This window comes from Ruegeria sp. R13_0, from assembly GCF_017743995.1.
Lineage (GTDB): Bacteria > Pseudomonadota > Alphaproteobacteria > Rhodobacterales > Rhodobacteraceae > Ruegeria.
In genome coordinates, this window is sequence record NZ_JAGHRB010000006.1 from 15,554 (window position 1) to 33,142 (window position 17,589).

The window sequence follows — 17,589 nt, forward strand, 5'->3', positions numbered from 1 at the left end:
CGGGTTTCGAAGAGGGTTAACCCGTGGCGACACGCGGTCTCCCGCTGGCCTCGACGGTCAACATCGCCTCGACAAACACCTCACGCTCTTCCACGCGGGCGGTTCGGATATCGCGGTCGACAACCACTCGGATATCTTCGGCACCCGCCTCGCGCACGGCGCCTTCCGCCTCATCTCGGAGGATCTTTTCCAGCAACGCCAAAGCCTCATCCGAGGCGTTGAAGTCCTTCGGGCCGTCTTCCAGATGAGCGCGATACTGCCCCTCGGCGGGCGAGGTAATAGTGCCCGAGCGCCGCAGAGTCAGCCGCCCAACCACCGCCCCGATGGCGTTGGCCACACCAGCATGTTCGGGCAGTACCATTTTGCAACGCAACCGCTCCCCGACCGCTGGATAGTAGCTGGGGGCCGAGGCACCCAGACCCACCACATCCACATTCAACGCCGCATCCAGCGCCAGCAAGCCTCGGTGCTGTGCCAATCCGCGTTGGGTCAGGACATGCCTGGCAAGCTCCTTCGGAGGCAAACCGAAATCCTCGCACTCTTCGGCAAAAGCAGTCTCTAACAAGGTTAAACTGGTCTGTTCTGTCAGTTGGTCGATAATCATCTGCGCCAGTTGTTCCGGTGTCGCCGCCAGCATGTCACCCGACCCAACCCGTTTGCGCGCCACCAGTTCCAGCGCTTTGCGTGCGGCATCTGCGTCCCAGGCCTCAACCCGGCCCAGAACATGGCTGGCATCAGATGGCGTGATGCCCGAAACCTGTAGGATTCCGCGATCCACTAAGCGGGTCAGCGCGCCATTCTCCATCCGCGTCCGCAATAGTCCACTGAGAGCCAGGACCTGATCACCCAGCCGGTCCAGCAACGCCTCTTCCCGCACGCCGATCCCATCGGCATGCACCCCCGGAACGCGGCGTGCGAACCGTGTGTCATGCTCGCCCACCGTGGTTGAGCGCAGCTGCTCGTCGAGTATCGCATGCACCACTTCGGGCGCCTCGGACGCGATCAGTGAAACCGGCAGCACCCGCCGTGGCCCAAGGAAAACGCCGCCCTTCAAGCCTTCGGTCATGACATGAACCTGGCTGTCGCCGCCCAAACCATGAGTCCGCATCGCGACGGCCTCAACCATTGTGCGGAATCCACCAACCTGCGCGCCCGCCGGATCAATCGCGGGCTTCCCATCGCGGATCAGCGCCACATCCGTCGTCGTACCGCCGATATCAGAGACCAGAGCATTCTCTGCCCCCGTCAACCACCGCGCCCCGACGATCGAGGCGGCAGGACCACTCAGAATCGTTTCAATCGGCCGCTCCCGCGCCTGCTCCGCGCTCATCAATGCGCCATCCCCGCGCACGACCATCATCGGAGCGGTAATGTCCAAAGCCAGCAATTGATCCTGAGCCCGCCCGATCAGGCGATCAATCATCCCGATCAACCGTGCATTCAAAACGGCAGTGACGGCGCGCTTTGGCCCGTTCAACTTGGCGGACAATTGGTGCGAGCAGGTAACCGGCGCTCCGGTCTTTTCGGTTATGATCCGCGCCGCTTCCAGCTCATGCGTCGGGTTGCGCGTTGCGAACTGAGCCGCCACGGCAAAGCCAGAAACCCCTGTGTGAGAGTCTAAAAAGGCCTCTAAGGCTTCAACATCCAGCTTTGTGACCTCACCGCCCGCATGGCTGTGTCCACCTGCCACGACAAGCGCCGGATCGCCTTTCAAAGCATCCCTCAGACCATGCTTCTCAAGATCGCTTTCCTTGAACCCGATATAGATCAAGGCCACGCGACCGCCCTGCCCCTCGACCAGAGCATTGGTGGCCAGCGTCGTGGACAGAGACGCCATCGAGATCTGATCCGGCGTCACCTGCGCCTCGTCCAAAACGGCCGAGATCGCCTTACCCACCCCAATCGCCAGGTCCGCCCGAGTGGTCAGGGACTTGGCCGAGGCGATCACCTCACGCTCATCCCGGATCAACACCGCATCGGTATAGGTCCCGCCCGTATCTACCCCCAAAGCCAGCGCCATCGGGTCCTCCATCTGTTCGCTGCAGATGGGTGTAGCGGTTTGGACCGACACGTCCAGCCTATTTGCGGCATTTAACCTAGCTGTTCCACCGCCCAGCGCGCGGCATCGGCCACAGTCGGATCGGGATCATCCGCCAAGCCCTGCGCCACAGCCCGCAATTCGGCCCGACCCGAGTTGCCAATGGCATAGAGAACATTGCGTACGAACCGGTCTCGCCCGATCCGCTTGATCGGAGAGCCCGAGAATTTTGCCCGAAACGCGGCATCATCCAACACCGCCAGATGAGCCAGGGCCGGAGCCTTCAGATCATCTCGCGCCGCATATCGAATGTCGCCAGCCGCCACGGCAAACTTGTTCCACGGACAGGCGGCCAAACAATCATCGCAGCCGTAAATCCGGTTGCCCATCTTGCGGCGCAGTTCATCGTCAACCGGGCCTTTGTGCTCGATCGTCAGGTAGGAGATGCACCGGCGCGCATCCAGCTGATACGGGGCGGGAAAGGCATCCGTCGGACAACTGTCCAAACAGGCACGACACGACCCGCAGTGATCAACTTCCGCCATATCCGCCGGAAGGTCCAAAGTCGTAAAAACAGAGCCTATAAAGCACCAATTGCCCCAATCCCGACTGACCAGATTGGTGTGTTTACCCTGCCACCCTAACCCGGCTGCTTGACCCAAGGCCTTCTCGGGAACCGGGGCCGTATCGACAAACACCTTCACCTCACCACCCGCTTCCGCAATCAACCAACGGGCCAACCGTTTCAGCCGCTTCTTGACCAGATCGTGGTAGTCCTTGTTCTGCGCATAGACTGAAATCGCCCCGCGTTCGGGATGGGCCAAAACCTCGGTCGGATCATGCTCGGGCGTGTAGCTTTCGGCCAGCATGATCACCGATCGCGCCTCGGGCCAAAGGGCCGCCGGATCCCCACGCCAATGCGTGCGTTCCGCCATCCAGCCCATTTGCCCGTGATACCCGGCCTCCAAAAAGGCCTCCAACCGCGCAGGCACCTTTGGCACGTCCCATGGGCGACACACCCGGCACGAGACAAACCCCTCGGCCAAAGCCTGCGCCACCAGTTTTTCCTTTAAACCTGATCCGCTCTTCATCTGGCTAAAAATATCCTCGGGGGGAATCGCGCCTCTGGCGTGATGGGGGGCAGACAGCCCCCCTTTGCCACCCTATCAGAAATCCAGATCGGCGTAATGGGGCGGAGGCCGAAACCCCGGCACCTGATCCGCCAGAATCGACCGGAACGCCGGCCGCGATTTGATCTTGGCGTACCAATCCTTCACCGCCGCGCTGCGATTCCAATCCACGTCCGAGATATAGTCCAGCGCCGACAAATGTGCCGCCGCCGCGAAATCCGCCAGTGTCATCTGATCTCCGGCCAGCCAGCGACGATGATCCAGCAACCACGCCATGTAGTCCAAGTGATACTTGATCGCCCGCGCGCCTTCCTTGACGTTCTTACTGTCCGGATAGCCCTGCCCGGTCATCTTCTTGTTGACCCGCTCGTACAGAAGTTTCGAGGTCACCTCGTGATGAAACTTGTCATCGAACCAGCCCACCAAGCGCCGCACCTCGTACCGCGCCTCGGCGGTCTTGGGCATCAAGGGCGGTTCAGGGCGCGTGTCCTCGATATACTCACAAATCGCCGCGCTCTCGGACATGATCTGCCCGTCCAACCGCAGCACCGGCACTTTGCCAGCCGGGTTTCGACGCAGGAAATCCGGATCTTGCTCCCAATACCGCTCTTCGACCAGCTCAACTTCGATCTTCTTCTCGGCCAGTGACAGCCGAACCTTGCGACAGTAGGGAGAGAGGGGAACGTGAAACAAACGCGCCATGGACTTCCAATCAAACCAATGAGTACCCCTCAGCTTTAGCCTTGGCAGGGCGTGGGATTCAATCCTCGAAACAATCCGCGCGACCATCTGCGCGGATGGTAGCCGCCCCTTGCAGGATGGCCGCCGCCCGCCTGCGCGTGAAAACCGACGGGTCCGTCACCGAGCGCTTGCGGGGCGAGGGCAGGATCGCCGCAAGCCGTGCCGCCTGCGTCGGGGTCAGTTGCGCCGCGCTGACACCAAAGTTCCGTTGCGCCGCGGCCTCAACGCCAAACAAGCCCGTCCCGGTTTCCGCTACGTTCAGATAAACCTCAAGAATGCGCTGTTTGCTCCAAAAAATCTCGACCACTGGCGTGATCGTGGTTTCCATCGCCTTGCGCACCCAGCTGCGCCCCTGCCACAGAAAGACATTCTTCACCACCTGCTGCGTGATGGTCGAGGCCCCTCGGGTCCCGCCCCCCTCCAAAGCGTCGCGAATGGCTTCGACGTCAAAACCCCAGTGCAGACAGAAATTCGCATCTTCAGCCGCCACGACCGAACGCGCCATGATTGGAGCGATCTCATCCATCGTGACCCACTCGCGCTCGACCTTTCCTAGGCGACGCCATTCAGACCAGATCGTATGCGTGATCGGAGGGTTCACGACCGAGTACAGAACCACCAAAGCCGCCAGAAACGCCGCAACGCCCAGCGCGGAATAGATCATCCATCGCCGGATACGGGACCAGAGCGACCGTGTCTTTTGCCCCTTGCCTGCCTTACTTTTTCTGCCGCTTTTCTTGCGGGCTGCTTTCTTTGCCATGGTTTTGCTATACGCCGCCGCGCCGTTCTTGGGAACGGCGGAATTCCTGATAGGCGGATTGGGCCGCGCGACTGTGTCCGCCGCGAAATACAAAAAGACCCGCGTTCCACTTTAGAAACGCGGGTCCTTCTTATTAATGTCAGCGCCCAGCTTATTCAGCCGGAACCGCAGCCACTTCGTTTGTCAGAGGATGGCTGAGATTGTTCAGCATCTCTTTCGGGCAGACCTGCAGGAAGTTCGCCTTTTCCACATCCCAATGCTGCAGGATGTCCGAGGCTTTCCGGCTGAAGGTTTCCGCCGCATGACGCTCGATCAGGGTTTTCAACTGATCTTCCCAATGGTCGACAGTCACCGGGCAGGTCACCAGCGTTTCCATGTTCATCAACGCCTGCGCCTTGCCCTCCGGGTCATACAGATAGGCCATGCCGCCGGTCATACCTGCACCAAAGTTGGCCCCGATATCACCCAGAATCACCGCGACGCCGCCGGTCATGTATTCACACCCGTTCGAGCCACAACCCTCGATCACCACTTTGGCGCCCGAGTTTCGTACAGCGAACCGCTCACCCGCGCGACCTGCAGCAAACAGCTGCCCGTCGGTTGCGCCGTACAGAACGGTGTTGCCTATAATCGTGTTGTCATCTGCCTTCAGCGGGCTGACCTGCGGTGGGCGGACAACGATCATGCCACCCGACAGACCTTTGCCGACATAGTCGTTGGCGTCACCCGACACTTCCAGCTTCAGACCCGGTGCCGCAAAGGCCCCCAGCGACTGACCGGCCGAGCCCTGCAGTTTCACATGCAGGTGGTCGTCCTGGAACGTGTTCCGCATACCAAAGTTCTGAACGATATGGCTGGAGACGCGTGTACCAACGGTCCGGTGCGTGTTCTGGATCGCGTAAGACAGCTGCATCTTTTCGCCGTCTTTCAGGAACCGCGCCGCATCACGCACGATCTCGGCGTCCAGCGTATCCGGCACTGCATTCCGGTCCTTGCGACGGTCATAAACGATGTCATGCGCGCCATCGACGGTGATCAGCAGCGGGTTCAGGTCCAGATCGTCCAGATGCGCCGAGCCACGGCTGACCTGCGCCAGCAGATCGGCCCGACCGATGATCTCATCAATCGAACGCGCGCCGAGGCTGGCCAGCAGCTCGCGCACTTCCTGCGCGTAGAAGGTGATCAGGTTGACGACCTTATCCGCGTTGCCGGTGAACTTGGCGCGCAGGTCTTCGTCCTGCGTACAGACACCGACCGGGCAGGTGTTCGACTGGCACTGTCGCACCATGATACAGCCCATCGCGATCAGGGCGGCGGTGCCGATACCGTATTCCTCGGCCCCCATCATCGCGGCCATGACGATATCGCGCCCAGTGCGCAACCCGCCATCCGTCCGCAGGGTCACGCGGTCGCGCAGGTTGTTCATCGCCAGAACCTGATGCGCCTCGGTCAGACCCATCTCCCACGGAAGACCGGCGTATTTGATCGAGGTCGCAGGCGATGCACCCGTGCCGCCATTGTGGCCCGAAATCAGGATGATATCCGCTTTCGCCTTAGCCACACCGGCAGCAATCGTGCCAACGCCCGACGATGCCACCAGTTTCACCGTCACCTTACAGCGCGGGTTGATCTGTTTGAGGTCGTAGATCAGCTGCGCCAGATCCTCGATCGAGTAGATGTCATGGTGCGGCGGGGGCGAGATCAGCGTCACCCCCTTGGTCGAATGCCGCAGACGCGCGATGAGGTCGGTGACCTTCATGCCGGGCAGCTGACCACCCTCACCGGGTTTCGCACCCTGGGCGACCTTGATCTCAAGCTCTTCACACTGGTTCAGATACTCTGCGGTCACGCCGAACCGGCCCGAGGCCACCTGTTTGATCTTGGCCGACGGGTTGTCGCCATTTGGTTCCGGCACAAAGTGTGCTGGGTCTTCACCACCTTCACCCGAGTCGGATTTCGCACCAATCCGGTTCATCGCCACGTTCAGCGTCTTATGCGCCTCGGGCGACAGCGCGCCCAGTGACATACCCGGCGTGACAAAGCGTTTCCGGATTGAGGTAATCGATTCGACCTCTTCGATCGGCACTGGTTTGCCCAGCGGTTTGAAATCCATCAGATCACGCAGATGGATCGGCGGGTTCGACTGCATCTTGGCCGAATACTGCTTCCACAGTTCGTAAGACGCCTTGTTACACGCCATTTGCATCATGTGCATCGAGGTCGCTTCCCACGCATGGGTCTCGCCCGATTGCCGGGCTTTATAGAACCCACCGATGGGCAACACGTCTAGGCCGTTGTCCCATGCCTTGGCATGGATTTCCTCGACCTTGGCCTGAATACCGGTGACACCGATACCGGAAATCCGGCTGGTCATCCCGGGGAAGTATTCGGCCACCATGGCACGGCTAAGGCCAACAGCCTCAAAGTTCAGACCGCCGCGATAGGATGAGATCACCGAGATGCCCATCTTGGCCATGATCTTCAGCAGACCCTGATCGATGGCCTCACGATAGCGCGCGACGTTTTCCGTCAAGGTGCCGTCCAACAGACCACGGTCAATTCGATCGGCCAGCGAATCCTCAGCCAGATAGGCGTTCACCACGGTCGCACCACAGCCGATCAGAACCGCAAAGTAGTGCGGATCAACACATTCGGCCGAGCGCACGTTCAGCGAGCAGAAGGTCCGAAGCCCTTGCCGCGTCAGATGCGAATGCACAGCGCTGGTCGCCAGGATCATCGGCATGGCCACACGGCCCTCGCCCGAGTTCATGTCGGACAGCACCAGATGCCCAGCGCCCGAGCGCACAGCCTCTTCTGCTTCGGCTCTAACACGGGCCAAAGCGGCGCTCAGCGCGCCACGACCGGGCTCAAAGCTACAGTCGATTTCTGCCAGAGGAGAGCCGAAGGTCTCAACCAGTTTGTCCCACTGCGCGTTGCCAACAAAGGGGCTACCCAGCACAACAATTTCGGTCTGGCTGCTGTCTTCGTCCAGCACGTTTTTCAGGTTACCGAACCGCGTTTTCAGCGACATCACGCGGTATTCCCGCAGGCTGTCGATGGGCGGGTTTGTCACCTGGCTAAAGTTCTGGCGGAAGAAATGGCTCAGCGGGCGGTACTGCTTGGACAGCACGGCCGAGGGCGTGTCATCCCCCATCGAAGCCAGCGACTCTTTGCCGTCCTCAGCCATCGGAGCGAGGATCTGCTCCAGCTCTTCGATCGAATATCCCGCAGCGATCTGACGCTTGCGCAGCTCCTCCCCACGGAACTTGGCGGTCTCAGTCACGCCGGCCAGCGCGTCATCCAGATCGTTGATCTTGTTGACCCACTCACCAAACGGCAGAGCACGGGCCAATTTGTCCTTAATCTGTTTGTCGCGGTAAAGCTTGCCGCGCTTCATGTCCACGGCCAGCATCTGACCCGGACCCAGCGCGCCTTTTTCGGTCACGGAGGCCTCATCAATCGGCACCATCCCGGCCTCGGATCCCGCGATGACCAGACCATCGCCCGTCACCACATAGCGCATCGGGCGCAGACCATTCCGGTCCAGACCGGCACAGACCCAGCGGCCATCGGTCATGGCCAGAGCGGCAGGGCCATCCCATGGTTCCATCACCGAGTTGCAGTAGGAATACATGTCACGCCACGACTGCGGCAGCTCAACTGCCTGCTTGGACCAGCTTTCCGGCACCAGCATGGTTTTCGCCATAGGCGCCGAGCGGCCCGCGCGCACCAGAACCTCAAAAACCGAGTCTAATGCGGCCGAATCCGACGATCCACCTGCGATGATCGGCTTGATATCTTCGGCATAGTCACCAAAGGTCGAGGACGCCATGCGGATCTCATGGCTCTTCATCCAGTTGATGTTGCCCTTCAGCGTGTTGATCTCACCGTTATGCGCCAGCATGCGGAACGGCTGGGCCAGCCACCATTGCGGGAAGGTGTTGGTCGAATAGCGCTGGTGATAAATTGCAAAGGCCGACTCAAAACGTTCGTCCATCAGGTCGGGGTAGAAAACCGCAACCTGCTCGGCCAGCATCATGCCCTTGTAGATGATCGAGCGGCAGGACAGCGAGGCCAGATACAGACCGGAAATCCCAGCAGCTGCGGCCGCTTTTTCGATGCGACGACGGATGACATACAGCTCACGCTCGAACGTCTCTTCGTCCACACCTTTCGAGTTCGAGATCAGGATCTGTTCAATCTCAGGACGGGTCGCGTTGGCCTTGTCGCCCAGGCAGGTGACATCAACCGGCACGTGACGCCAACCGTAGATGTAATAGCCCATCCGCAGAACTTCAGTTTCCACGATGGTCCGGCATTGCTCCTGCGCTCCGAAATCGGTGCGAGGCAGGAAGACCTGACCAACGGCGATCAGTTCATCCAGATTGGGTTCATGGCCGGTACGGCGGATCTGGTCGTAGAAGAACGGAACCGGGATCTGAACATGGATACCCGCGCCGTCACCTGTTTTGCCATCCGCATCGACAGCGCCTCGATGCCAGATCGCTTTGAGCGCGTCGATCCCCGCATCAACAACCTTGCGCGAAGGCTTACCATCGACGGACACCACAAGGCCCACACCGCATGAGGAATGCTCTTCCTCTTCGGAATAAAGACCGTTTTCCGCCATCCACTTGCGCTTGGTTTCCTCGGCGCGCACCCAATCGGCATCAAATTTGGTCATTCGCTGTCTCCTGCTTCCAAGGGGGCACGGATTGCCGGATCCCTGGTTTGGTCTTTGGCTGGCGTTCTGGATCGAACGCGTATCCCTTAGGGAAAATGTTGAACTTCGATGATGGGCGGTTATTCGGCCGCGACCACCGCCTTGGCATTGAACCGCTCGATGATGGCGTCGGCACAATCACGGCCATCCCGGATCGCCCAGACGACCAGAGAAGCGCCGCGCACGATGTCACCAATGGCGTACACGCCATCCATCTCGGTCTCACCGGTCTGGAAGGCCGCTTTGATGGTGCCCCAGCGCGTGACCGGCAGATCGGGCTGACCGAACAACGTGGGCAAGTCTTCGGGCTCAAAACCCAGCGCCTTGATCACCAGATCTGCGTCCTCGACATAGTCGGCACCTTCGATCACCTCAGGGGCCTGACGGCCCGACGCATCCGGTTGTCCCAGGCGCATCTTCTGCACCATCACGCCGGACACCTTGTCATCACCGACAAAACCTTTTGGCGCGCTGAGCCATTCAAACACCACGCCTTCTTCCTCGGCATTCTGCGTTTCTCGCTGCGAGCCGGGCATGTTGGCACGGTCACGGCGGTACAGACATTTGACCGAGGTCGCGCCCTGACGGATCGAGGTGCGCACACAGTCCATCGCCGTGTCGCCACCACCGATAACGACAACTTTCTTGCCGTCGGCGTTCAGGCGACCATTGTCGAAATCTTCGACCGCGTCACCAAAGCTTTTGCGGTTCGAGGCGGTCAGGAAGTCGATCGCTTTCTCGATACCCGTCAATCCGCTGCCCGGCATGGACAGATCGCGCGACTTGTAAACGCCGGTTGCGATAATCACGGCGTCATGCTTGGCGCGAATTTCGTCAAATTTGGCGGCGTCCACGTCGCAGTTCAGAACGAACTCTACCCCGCCATCGGCCAACAGGTCATTGCGGCGCTGGACGATATCTTTCTCGAGCTTGAAGCCGGGGATCCCGTACATCAACAGGCCGCCCGCTCGGTCATAGCGGTCATAGACTGTGACTTGGATACCGGCACGACGCAGCATATCGGCTGCGGCCAGACCACCCGGGCCTCCGCCGATGATGCCAACACTTTCGCCGCGTTCAGCAGTCGGAACAACGGGCTTCACCCAGCCTTTGTCCCATGCGGTGTCGGTGATGTATTTCTCAATCGTCCCGATGGTGACCGTACCGTGACCCGACTGTTCGATCACGCAGTTGCCCTCGCACAAGCGATCCTGAGGGCAGATACGACCACAGATTTCAGGGAATGTGTTGGTGGCCTGACTGGTCGCGTAAGCCTCTTCCAGACGGCCTGTCGCGGTCAGACGCAACCAGTCGGGGATGTTGTTGTGCAGCGGGCAATGCGACTGGCAATAGGGCACACCACATTGGCTGCAGCGGCTGGCTTGCTCTTCCGCCTTGGCCGATGCGAATTCCGCGTAGATTTCGTCAAAGTCTTCTTTGCGGTCATCGGCGGCACGCTTTTCAGGCATGACACGATCAATCTGCACAAATTTCAACATCGGTTGCTTTGCCACGGGTCTGACTCCATGAATTGGCTTGGAAGCACCTCTTTATGAGATGGCATTGGATATGAAAAGTCATACATGCTGACCTAATACTGGAAAATATCCATTGGTCGACCAAAATTTTGCAATTCTTGGGTTATTTTTATGTCCGATTCGGACTTATATCACGACTTTCCTTTTCGACACCACCAGAATACCCATAAACCCAAAGCAATTTGACGGCAGTGCGGCAGGGTAAATGAGTCTCTTTCACTTGATTCTCGTAGCGATCATTCAGGGGCTTACTGAATTTCTGCCTGTCTCCTCGTCCGGCCATCTGATCCTGCTGCCCAACCTGACCGGGATGCGGGATCAGGGCCAAACCATCGACGTCGCCGTTCATGTGGGCACGCTGGGCGCGGTTGTTTTGTACTTCTGGTCCGACGTGAAACAAGCAATCCGAGGGCTGCCTGCGGCGCTGACCGGGCGCACCGACACAGCGCAGGCGCGGCTGGCGCTGGGGTTGATCGTGGCAACGATCCCGACAGTCCTCGCCGGGCTGGCCCTTTACCTGACCGGCCTGACCGAGGCACTGCGATCCATCGCTGTCATCGGCTGGACCATGCTGCTGTTTGGGCTGCTGCTCTATTGGATGGACCAGAAAGGTCCCCAGACCAAGATCGCCGCCGATTGGAGCCTGCGTGACGCGGCCATCATGGGCCTGTGGCAGGCCATCGCTCTGATTCCGGGGACATCCCGGTCGGGCATCACGATCACCGGGGCACGGCATCTGGGCTATACAAGGGAAGAAGGCGCACGCATCGCTATGCTGATGTCGATCCCAACCATCATCGCCTCTGGCGTGTTGCTTTCCCTTGACGTAGCCCACCAGGCCGACGCGCAACTGGCCAAAGACGGAGCGATCGCCGCCCTCTTTGCCTTTGTGTCGGCCCTGTTAGCACTCAGCCTGATGATGCGCCTGCTGCGCAGTGTCAGCTTCACGCCCTATGTCATCTATCGCGTCATTCTGGGCGCGATCCTTCTGGTGATCGCCTATAGCTGATCAGGTCCGCAGGTTTTTAGCCGAGTTCTGAATGTCGTCATACTGACCTGAGGGGCGGAATTTCCACAGGTATTCGTGCAGAACAGCATCCAACGTGGTGGGCACAATCCCCAGATCCGCAAAGCCCTTGGCGCTGTCACCGGCTACATTGTCTTGTCGAAGGTTCTTCAGCTGATCCCGCGTCAGGATCGGGTTCGAGAACAGCTGGAAGCTGACGAACTTCAGAATGTCCAACACGCCGGCCATGATCTTGGCGACAAAGAACGGCACACCCAGAATCACCCGGCGCCGATGAATGACCTCCAGCATTTGCTGCATCAAAGCCCGGAAGGTTTTCACCTCTGGGCCGCCCAGCTCATAAATGCCCGAGGCCGCTTGCCCCAAAACACCCTGCTCGGCCGCTTGCGCTACATCATCCACATAGACCGGCTGAAACCGCGTCTCGGCCCCGACAAGAGGCAAAAACGGCCCGAACCGCGTCATCGCGGCGAACCGGTTGAAGAACTGATCCTCGGTCCCAAAAACGATCGAGGGGCGCAGGATTACTGCATCGGGCATATGAGCCAGAACTCCGGCCTCGCCCGCCGCTTTGGTGCGGGAATAGGCGCTGGACGACTCGGCATCCGCTCCAATGGCCGAGATATGAACCATCCGCTCCACGCCATTCTCGGATGCCAGACGCGCAATGCGTTCGGCCCCTTCGGCCTGCACCGCATCAAACCCGTTCTTGCCCAGTTCGTTTAGAACACCCACGCAATTCACAACCGCATCCGCACCTTGCATGGCCAACTGCACCGAGGCATCATCCCGGATATTGCAAAACACCGGCTCGACCTGACCCACAACGCCATAGGGTTTAACGAACATGGCCTCGTTTGGGCGTCGCACGGCGACTCGGACACGCCATCCCTTGGCCGCCATACGGCGCGCGATGTAGCGCCCGACAAACCCTGACCCTCCGTAGATCGTGACCAGTTTCGACATTCGATGGCTCCTGCTGCATGGCTCTGACGTAGAAGTAGCGCCCGAACCCCTTTGAAACAAGGCATCAAATCGCCGCGTGTGTTGCATCGAGACCCGCTGTGAAAAGGGGCCGAGCAGCGTGGTTCAAAAAACTTTCAAAAATCTGTCCGAATCTGGTTGACCCTCCCCGCCGCTGGGCTTAAACGCCCCCTCACGACACCTGCCCAGGTGGCGGAATTGGTAGACGCGCTAGCTTCAGGTGCTAGTGTCCGTATGGACGTGGAGGTTCGAGTCCTCTCCTGGGCACCAAATCCCCCTAAATTGTATTGATTACTCGCATTTGAGGCGTGGAAATAGCCCGTGTGTTTGGGGAATTTAGTCTCAGATTCCAACCACACGCACAGCATTTCATGCCTTGAGCGATGACGTCAGGGCCTCGCAAAGCACTTCTCTGCGTAGGCCCCGTACTTTGTCCCAGACTTACTTGGCTTTCTTTTCAAGGTTTTGCCAGAACTTCAGCTTTTCGTCGAAGGTCTTTTCCATTTGCTTCGGCTTCGCTTTCGGGACGGCCTGTTGCACCACATGCGTTGCCTCGTGACCGATCAATTTCTTGGCCGCCGATGCAGTCTTGGCAGCTTTCGACACCTGAACCAGAAGGTCTTTGTTGGCCTTTTCGTCCATACATTTTTTCTTCTTCGCAGTCGAAATGGCCTTCTGCGCAGCTTTGCCTTGCTTCATCGCCACTGCAATCGCCTTCTTCAACGGTGCAAGTGTTTTCTTCGCGACCGGAGACGCCTTTTCCGCCTGATCAATAATTTTGGACTGCTGGACAATCGCCGCCGCGAGCTTGTCCGCTTCTTTCTCAAATTTATCCAGGCCTTTTTCATCAATTTTCATTTGGTTTCTCCTCAATCTAAGACGCTTGGTCGATTCATCGAGAGAATGCCGCAAATGCTGCCGGAGAGTCAGTGAAACCCGTCACACTGGCGTTAAATACCCCAGAACTGCGCCGTTTTGAGGGGCGCCACAGACTCACACTTTCATCTTTTGCAAAGCTGATGCGGGCCGGAAAAGATCAGGCCGTTTGGGTTAGGCCTGCTTCTCTGCGGTCTCATCGACCGTATCGGCGTTCAGCTCGATCACCTCAGCAGGGACATCCTCTTCGGTCTCGGGTTCTTCTTCGGCAGAGGCTTTGTCTTCCAGCGCGCCCACAATCAAAGGCAACATATGCACACCTGTGGCCGTGGCGATCTCGGGAGTCTGAGGCGTCTGCCAGCTGAGCGTATCGAAGCTGCCGCAATTCTGGCAGACCGGGGCCCATTCGGGCTGAATGTCGTGACAGTTCTCGCAGACCCATTGCGGCCCACGCGGTGCGGTCAAGGCCTTGGCCAGCCAACCCTGAACAACAGCGTCCGAGGCACCTTCGCCGCGTTCGATCGCCGCCATCAAGGTGTATCCACGCGCGTCGGCCTGTTTTTCGACCAAATCGCCCAAAGCGCGACGCGCTTCGGGAAAGTCCTCGGCGACGATATTCAGCTCGGCCAGAATCAGACGGGTTTCCATGTTCTCAGGGTGGATACGGGTCAGCGCGGTGAACCGCTTGATACGGTCCTGAGCCGACTCGTCCGGTGCAATCTCGGCAAAGGCATGGGCGAGGTCGGGGTGGGGCTGAACCTCCCACGCTTTCTTGAGGATCTTGGTGGCCGCGCGTGGTTTGCCTTTTTCGATATAGGCCCGCGCAGCCATGGCGGCGGCAGGCACCAGATCGGGTGACAGGCGGTTGGCCTCGATGGCTTGTTCTTGCTGCTCGACGCTCGCGCCATCGTCCAGAATACCCTTGGCCTCGGACAGGGCCAGAACCGCGTCGCGTCGTTTGAACACATCGCGCGGCAGGTATCCGGCTTTCAGCTTCGACGTCAGAGTCGACCGTGCTCCGGCCCAATCCTGTGCCTTGGTCTGCAGGTTCAGCAAAACATCCTGCGTTTCCTCATGGCGCGGCTTCAGCGCCAGGGCTTTCTCGGCCAGTTTGCGCGCGGTTTCGTCATCGCCCTCGACCAGCTTCTGTTTCATGATACCGCGCACACCGACAAAGCGCGTGGCACTATTGGTCACCAGCTTTTTGTAGGTTTCCGAAGCCTTTTTGGTGTCGCCCGTCATCTCGGCCGCTTGCGCGACCAGCAAGTTGGTCAGTTCCGGCTTGTTCAGCAGTTTCTCGGCCTTAGAGGCCTTGGCCATCGCCATGCGACCTTCGCCCGATGCCAGCGCCATGAGACCGTCGGACAGCGCCTCATACCCGCGCCGTTCGCGGCTGCGGTCGAAATGGCGTGACAAGGCGGTTTCATCGCCGTTGAGGAATTTCAGTGTCGCGATCAGCAGGCTCAGCAGCTTGAAGAACAACCAGACGCCAAAGACCAGCACGCCGAGCGCGATCACCGATTGCAGCGGCCCCAGCGTGTATTCCACTCCGGCGACGGTGATCTGAACCCCGCCACTGGTTTGCATAAGGAAGTGACCACCCAAAGCCAGAAGGCCGATAATCGCAACAAAAACAAGGATCTTAAACAATGACCACAGCATGGCAGGTCCTTCAGTTCGAGTTCAGGTTGGAAGCAAGCGTATCGGCGGCCTCAACCGCCGCGACCCGGGTCTGGGCGGCTTGTTCCCAATCGGCCATTGCGGTCTGCGCCGCTTCTGGCAGAGATTTCAATTCAGTCAGGGCAGAGGCGACATCACCATCGGCCAAGGCCGCCTGAGCACGCGACAGCACGGCATCCGGGCCATCCCCATCCTGAGGGGTCACCGATCGCGCGCCGGTCTGGCGTTGCAAAAAGGCGATCACGCCCGTGCCTTTGTCCGCATCCCGCGCATCCGCCAAAGCGGTGCGCGCCGCCGCAGGGAATGAGGCCCGCAAGGACGACAGCGTCTCAACCCCTTTGTCTGCAGGCGTTGAAAGCGCATCCGGCACCGTCACACCCCCCGCTTGCAGTTCACCTACAAGGTCCGAATAGGGCTGACCGGCATCCAATTGCCCGTGCAGGCGGGACAGGATGGCAAGGTTGGTCGCGGCTTGCGCTTCGGCCGTTGCTTTCGCCTCAAGCGCCTGCGCATCGGCGACCATTTTTTCGACCTCACCGCGCTGCGCCGCAAGTGAGTCCTGCAGCTTTTTCAATTCAGCTTCAAAAGCAGCGGTCGCTTCGGGCGAGGCGTTTGCCGCAATGGGCGCCTTCTCAAGCTCGGTCAGCCGGTCGGCCAGAGGCGCAATCTGACCCGTCAGAGATTCGACGCTGGATTTCACGGCGGTGAGATCTGCGTCAACAGGGTCCAGCTTTTGCGACAGCGCCTGAACCTGATCCGTCAGGCCCGACACGTCCGGCGCATCCGAGAGTTGCTTCGTCAGCGCTTCGATCTGATCGGATTGTTCCGAAACCTTCGCCTCAAGCGCCGCAATCACCTCCGAGTTATCCGACCCACCAGACGAGATCAGCCCCGTTTGAGCCGCCGCAAATCCAAGACCCGCGGCAATCACACCACCTATCAAGGCCGGAACAAATCCGCCGCGTTTTTCCTCGGTCGGTTCAGCAGGTGTCTCTTTCGCTGGCTCAGGGTCCGATGGTTCATTGGCCGCTTCGGCTTCGGCTTCGGCTTCGGCTTCGGCTTCGGCTTCGGCTTCGGCTTCGGCTTCGGCTTCGGCTTCGGCTTCGGCTTCGGCTTCGGCTTCGGCTTCGGCTTCGGCTTCGGCTTCGGCTTCGGAAATCAGCTCCTCATTCGGCGCTTCTTCGTCAACAGGCGACCCTTCGGTTTCACCACTGGGTTCAACGCTTTTATCTTCGACCACATCGTCTGTTTTCGGGGTTTCCACCGGTTCCTGATCGGATTTCTTTTTTCCCGCCACCGTCAAATTCCCCTTATCGATTCTAAAATCACCAGAACTACAGACTGGTCCAAGTTAATCTGCACCCGGCTCTCTCTCAACCCGCAACGCGTGTTTCACAAGCTTTTTAACGGCCTTACGCATCTTCTTGGGCGTCGGTTCCTTGGCGATCTTCAGGCGCTCATATCCCAAGGATTTAAGGGGTTCCGCCGTTGCCTCGCTGATTGCGGCCAGCCATAGCGGGGCAGTGCCCGCCCAGATGTCGGCAAATTGTCGCGCGGTGCGAGGTGAGAAAATAGGCGCGATCACTGGCCTGTCGCCCTCGGATGCGGCCTTTGCCTCGGGGCTGAGCGGCAGCAGAAGTTGCTGATACACCGCCTGTTCGCGCGTGGTTACGCCCATCTCGGTCAGACGCTCGGCGATGTTGCCCCGGCTGTGTTCGCCGCGCAGATGCAAAAGCGGGCTGTTTGGTCTGATCTGCAAGAGACCGGCCACAAGCTCTTCTGCCGTGCCACCGACCATGTGCGCATCCCAACCCGCGCCTTCGGCGGTCGCAGTCGTGGTCGAACCCACGCAATAGGCGGGCAAATCCCGGCGCACACCCGCCGAGGCCGCCGCATTCACCGCATTGGAGGACGTGAAGATCAGCCCCTGCGTCTCGGCCGTACAAATCGGAGCCGCCAGCGGTTTGATTTCCAGAATGGGGGAATGGATGACCTCAACACGCGATCTGACGCGGGTGGGAAGCTGCGCAACAAACCTCTCCGAGGCGGCGCGAGGGCGGGTCATCAACAAATACAACTATCGGCGCCTTCG

12 protein-coding genes and 1 tRNA gene are annotated in these 17,589 nt (G+C 59.5%); 2 read left to right on the forward strand and 11 right to left on the reverse strand.

Annotation, left to right across the window (positions count from 1 at the left end):
* Positions 1-16 precede the first annotated feature (16 nt).
* The 6 genes from J7394_RS09135 to J7394_RS09160 form a co-directional block, all read right to left on the reverse strand.
* Complete coding sequence (locus J7394_RS09135; protein WP_209252846.1) at positions 17-2,020, reverse strand: hydantoinase/oxoprolinase family protein; 2,004 nt, start codon at positions 2,018-2,020, stop codon at positions 17-19.
* Between the two features lie 71 nt (positions 2,021-2,091).
* Positions 2,092-3,129, reverse strand: a complete 1,038-nt coding sequence (queG, locus tag J7394_RS09140; RefSeq protein ID WP_209252509.1) for a tRNA epoxyqueuosine(34) reductase QueG — start codon at positions 3,127-3,129, stop codon at positions 2,092-2,094.
* Positions 3,130-3,204: 75 nt separating this feature from the next.
* Positions 3,205-3,870, reverse strand: a complete 666-nt coding sequence (locus tag J7394_RS09145; RefSeq protein ID WP_170380156.1) for a glutathione S-transferase family protein — start codon at positions 3,868-3,870, stop codon at positions 3,205-3,207.
* A gap of 58 nt (positions 3,871-3,928) precedes the next feature.
* Positions 3,929-4,669 (reverse strand): monofunctional biosynthetic peptidoglycan transglycosylase, encoded by a 741-nt coding sequence (gene mtgA / locus J7394_RS09150; protein WP_209252511.1) that lies wholly within the window; start codon positions 4,667-4,669, stop codon positions 3,929-3,931.
* Positions 4,670-4,820: 151 nt separating this feature from the next.
* Complete coding sequence (gene gltB / locus J7394_RS09155; protein ID WP_209252513.1) at positions 4,821-9,353, reverse strand: glutamate synthase large subunit; 4,533 nt, start codon at positions 9,351-9,353, stop codon at positions 4,821-4,823.
* Between the two features lie 119 nt (positions 9,354-9,472).
* The gene (locus J7394_RS09160) at positions 9,473-10,906 is read right to left on the reverse strand and encodes an NAD(P)-dependent oxidoreductase (RefSeq protein ID WP_209252514.1); all 1,434 of its coding nucleotides are present in this window, start codon (positions 10,904-10,906) and stop codon (positions 9,473-9,475) included.
* Positions 10,907-11,135: 229 nt separating this feature from the next.
* On the opposite strand from J7394_RS09160, the gene J7394_RS09165 reads away from it, so the two are divergent.
* Complete coding sequence (locus J7394_RS09165) at positions 11,136-11,939, forward strand: undecaprenyl-diphosphate phosphatase (RefSeq protein ID WP_209252515.1); 804 nt, start codon at positions 11,136-11,138, stop codon at positions 11,937-11,939.
* Here the strand turns inward: J7394_RS09165 and J7394_RS09170 are convergent, their stop codons facing one another.
* Positions 11,940-12,923, reverse strand: coding sequence for a complex I NDUFA9 subunit family protein (locus J7394_RS09170; RefSeq protein WP_209252516.1), 984 nt, complete (start codon positions 12,921-12,923; stop codon positions 11,940-11,942). It lies immediately after the preceding gene.
* Positions 12,924-13,124: 201 nt separating this feature from the next.
* Between J7394_RS09170 and J7394_RS09175 the strand changes: the two genes are divergently transcribed.
* Positions 13,125-13,211, forward strand: a tRNA-Leu gene (locus J7394_RS09175).
* A gap of 171 nt (positions 13,212-13,382) precedes the next feature.
* Here J7394_RS09175 and J7394_RS09180 read toward each other — a convergent pair.
* The 4 genes from J7394_RS09180 to J7394_RS09195 all read right to left on the reverse strand — a co-directional run bounded on the left by J7394_RS09180 (position 13,383) and on the right by J7394_RS09195 (position 17,562).
* The gene (locus J7394_RS09180) at positions 13,383-13,799 is read right to left on the reverse strand and encodes a hypothetical protein (RefSeq protein ID WP_170470608.1); all 417 of its coding nucleotides are present in this window, start codon (positions 13,797-13,799) and stop codon (positions 13,383-13,385) included.
* A gap of 192 nt (positions 13,800-13,991) precedes the next feature.
* On the reverse strand, positions 13,992-15,479 hold the full coding sequence (locus J7394_RS09185) for a heme biosynthesis protein HemY (RefSeq protein ID WP_209252517.1): 1,488 nt from the start codon (positions 15,477-15,479) through the stop codon (positions 13,992-13,994).
* Positions 15,480-15,489: 10 nt separating this feature from the next.
* Entirely contained in the window at positions 15,490-16,794 is a 1,305-nt protein-coding gene (locus J7394_RS09190; protein WP_209252518.1) for a hypothetical protein, read from the reverse strand.
* Between the two features lie 54 nt (positions 16,795-16,848).
* Positions 16,849-17,562, reverse strand: coding sequence for a uroporphyrinogen-III synthase (locus J7394_RS09195; protein ID WP_209252519.1), 714 nt, complete (start codon positions 17,560-17,562; stop codon positions 16,849-16,851).
* Positions 17,563-17,589 lie beyond the last annotated feature (27 nt).

What these genes read in the sequence shown, in the direction of transcription:
- gltB (WP_209252513.1), bottom strand. Translation starts at nt 9,353, where the DNA reads ATGACCAAATTTGATGCCGATTGGGTGCGCGCCGAGGAAACCAAGCGC.
- J7394_RS09145 (WP_170380156.1), bottom strand. Translation starts at nt 3,870, where the DNA reads ATGGCGCGTTTGTTTCACGTTCCCCTCTCTCCCTACTGTCGCAAGGTT.
- J7394_RS09170 (WP_209252516.1), bottom strand. Translation starts at nt 12,923, where the DNA reads ATGTCGAAACTGGTCACGATCTACGGAGGGTCAGGGTTTGTCGGGCGC.
- queG (WP_209252509.1), bottom strand. Translation starts at nt 3,129, where the DNA reads ATGAAGAGCGGATCAGGTTTAAAGGAAAAACTGGTGGCGCAGGCTTTG.
- J7394_RS09180 (WP_170470608.1), bottom strand. Translation starts at nt 13,799, where the DNA reads ATGAAAATTGATGAAAAAGGCCTGGATAAATTTGAGAAAGAAGCGGAC.
- J7394_RS09185 (WP_209252517.1), bottom strand. Translation starts at nt 15,479, where the DNA reads ATGCTGTGGTCATTGTTTAAGATCCTTGTTTTTGTTGCGATTATCGGC.
- J7394_RS09135 (WP_209252846.1), bottom strand. Translation starts at nt 2,020, where the DNA reads ATGGCGCTGGCTTTGGGGGTAGATACGGGCGGGACCTATACCGATGCG.
- J7394_RS09165 (WP_209252515.1), top strand. Translation starts at nt 11,136, where the DNA reads ATGAGTCTCTTTCACTTGATTCTCGTAGCGATCATTCAGGGGCTTACT.
- J7394_RS09195 (WP_209252519.1), bottom strand. Translation starts at nt 17,562, where the DNA reads ATGACCCGCCCTCGCGCCGCCTCGGAGAGGTTTGTTGCGCAGCTTCCC.
- mtgA (WP_209252511.1), bottom strand. Translation starts at nt 4,669, where the DNA reads ATGGCAAAGAAAGCAGCCCGCAAGAAAAGCGGCAGAAAAAGTAAGGCA.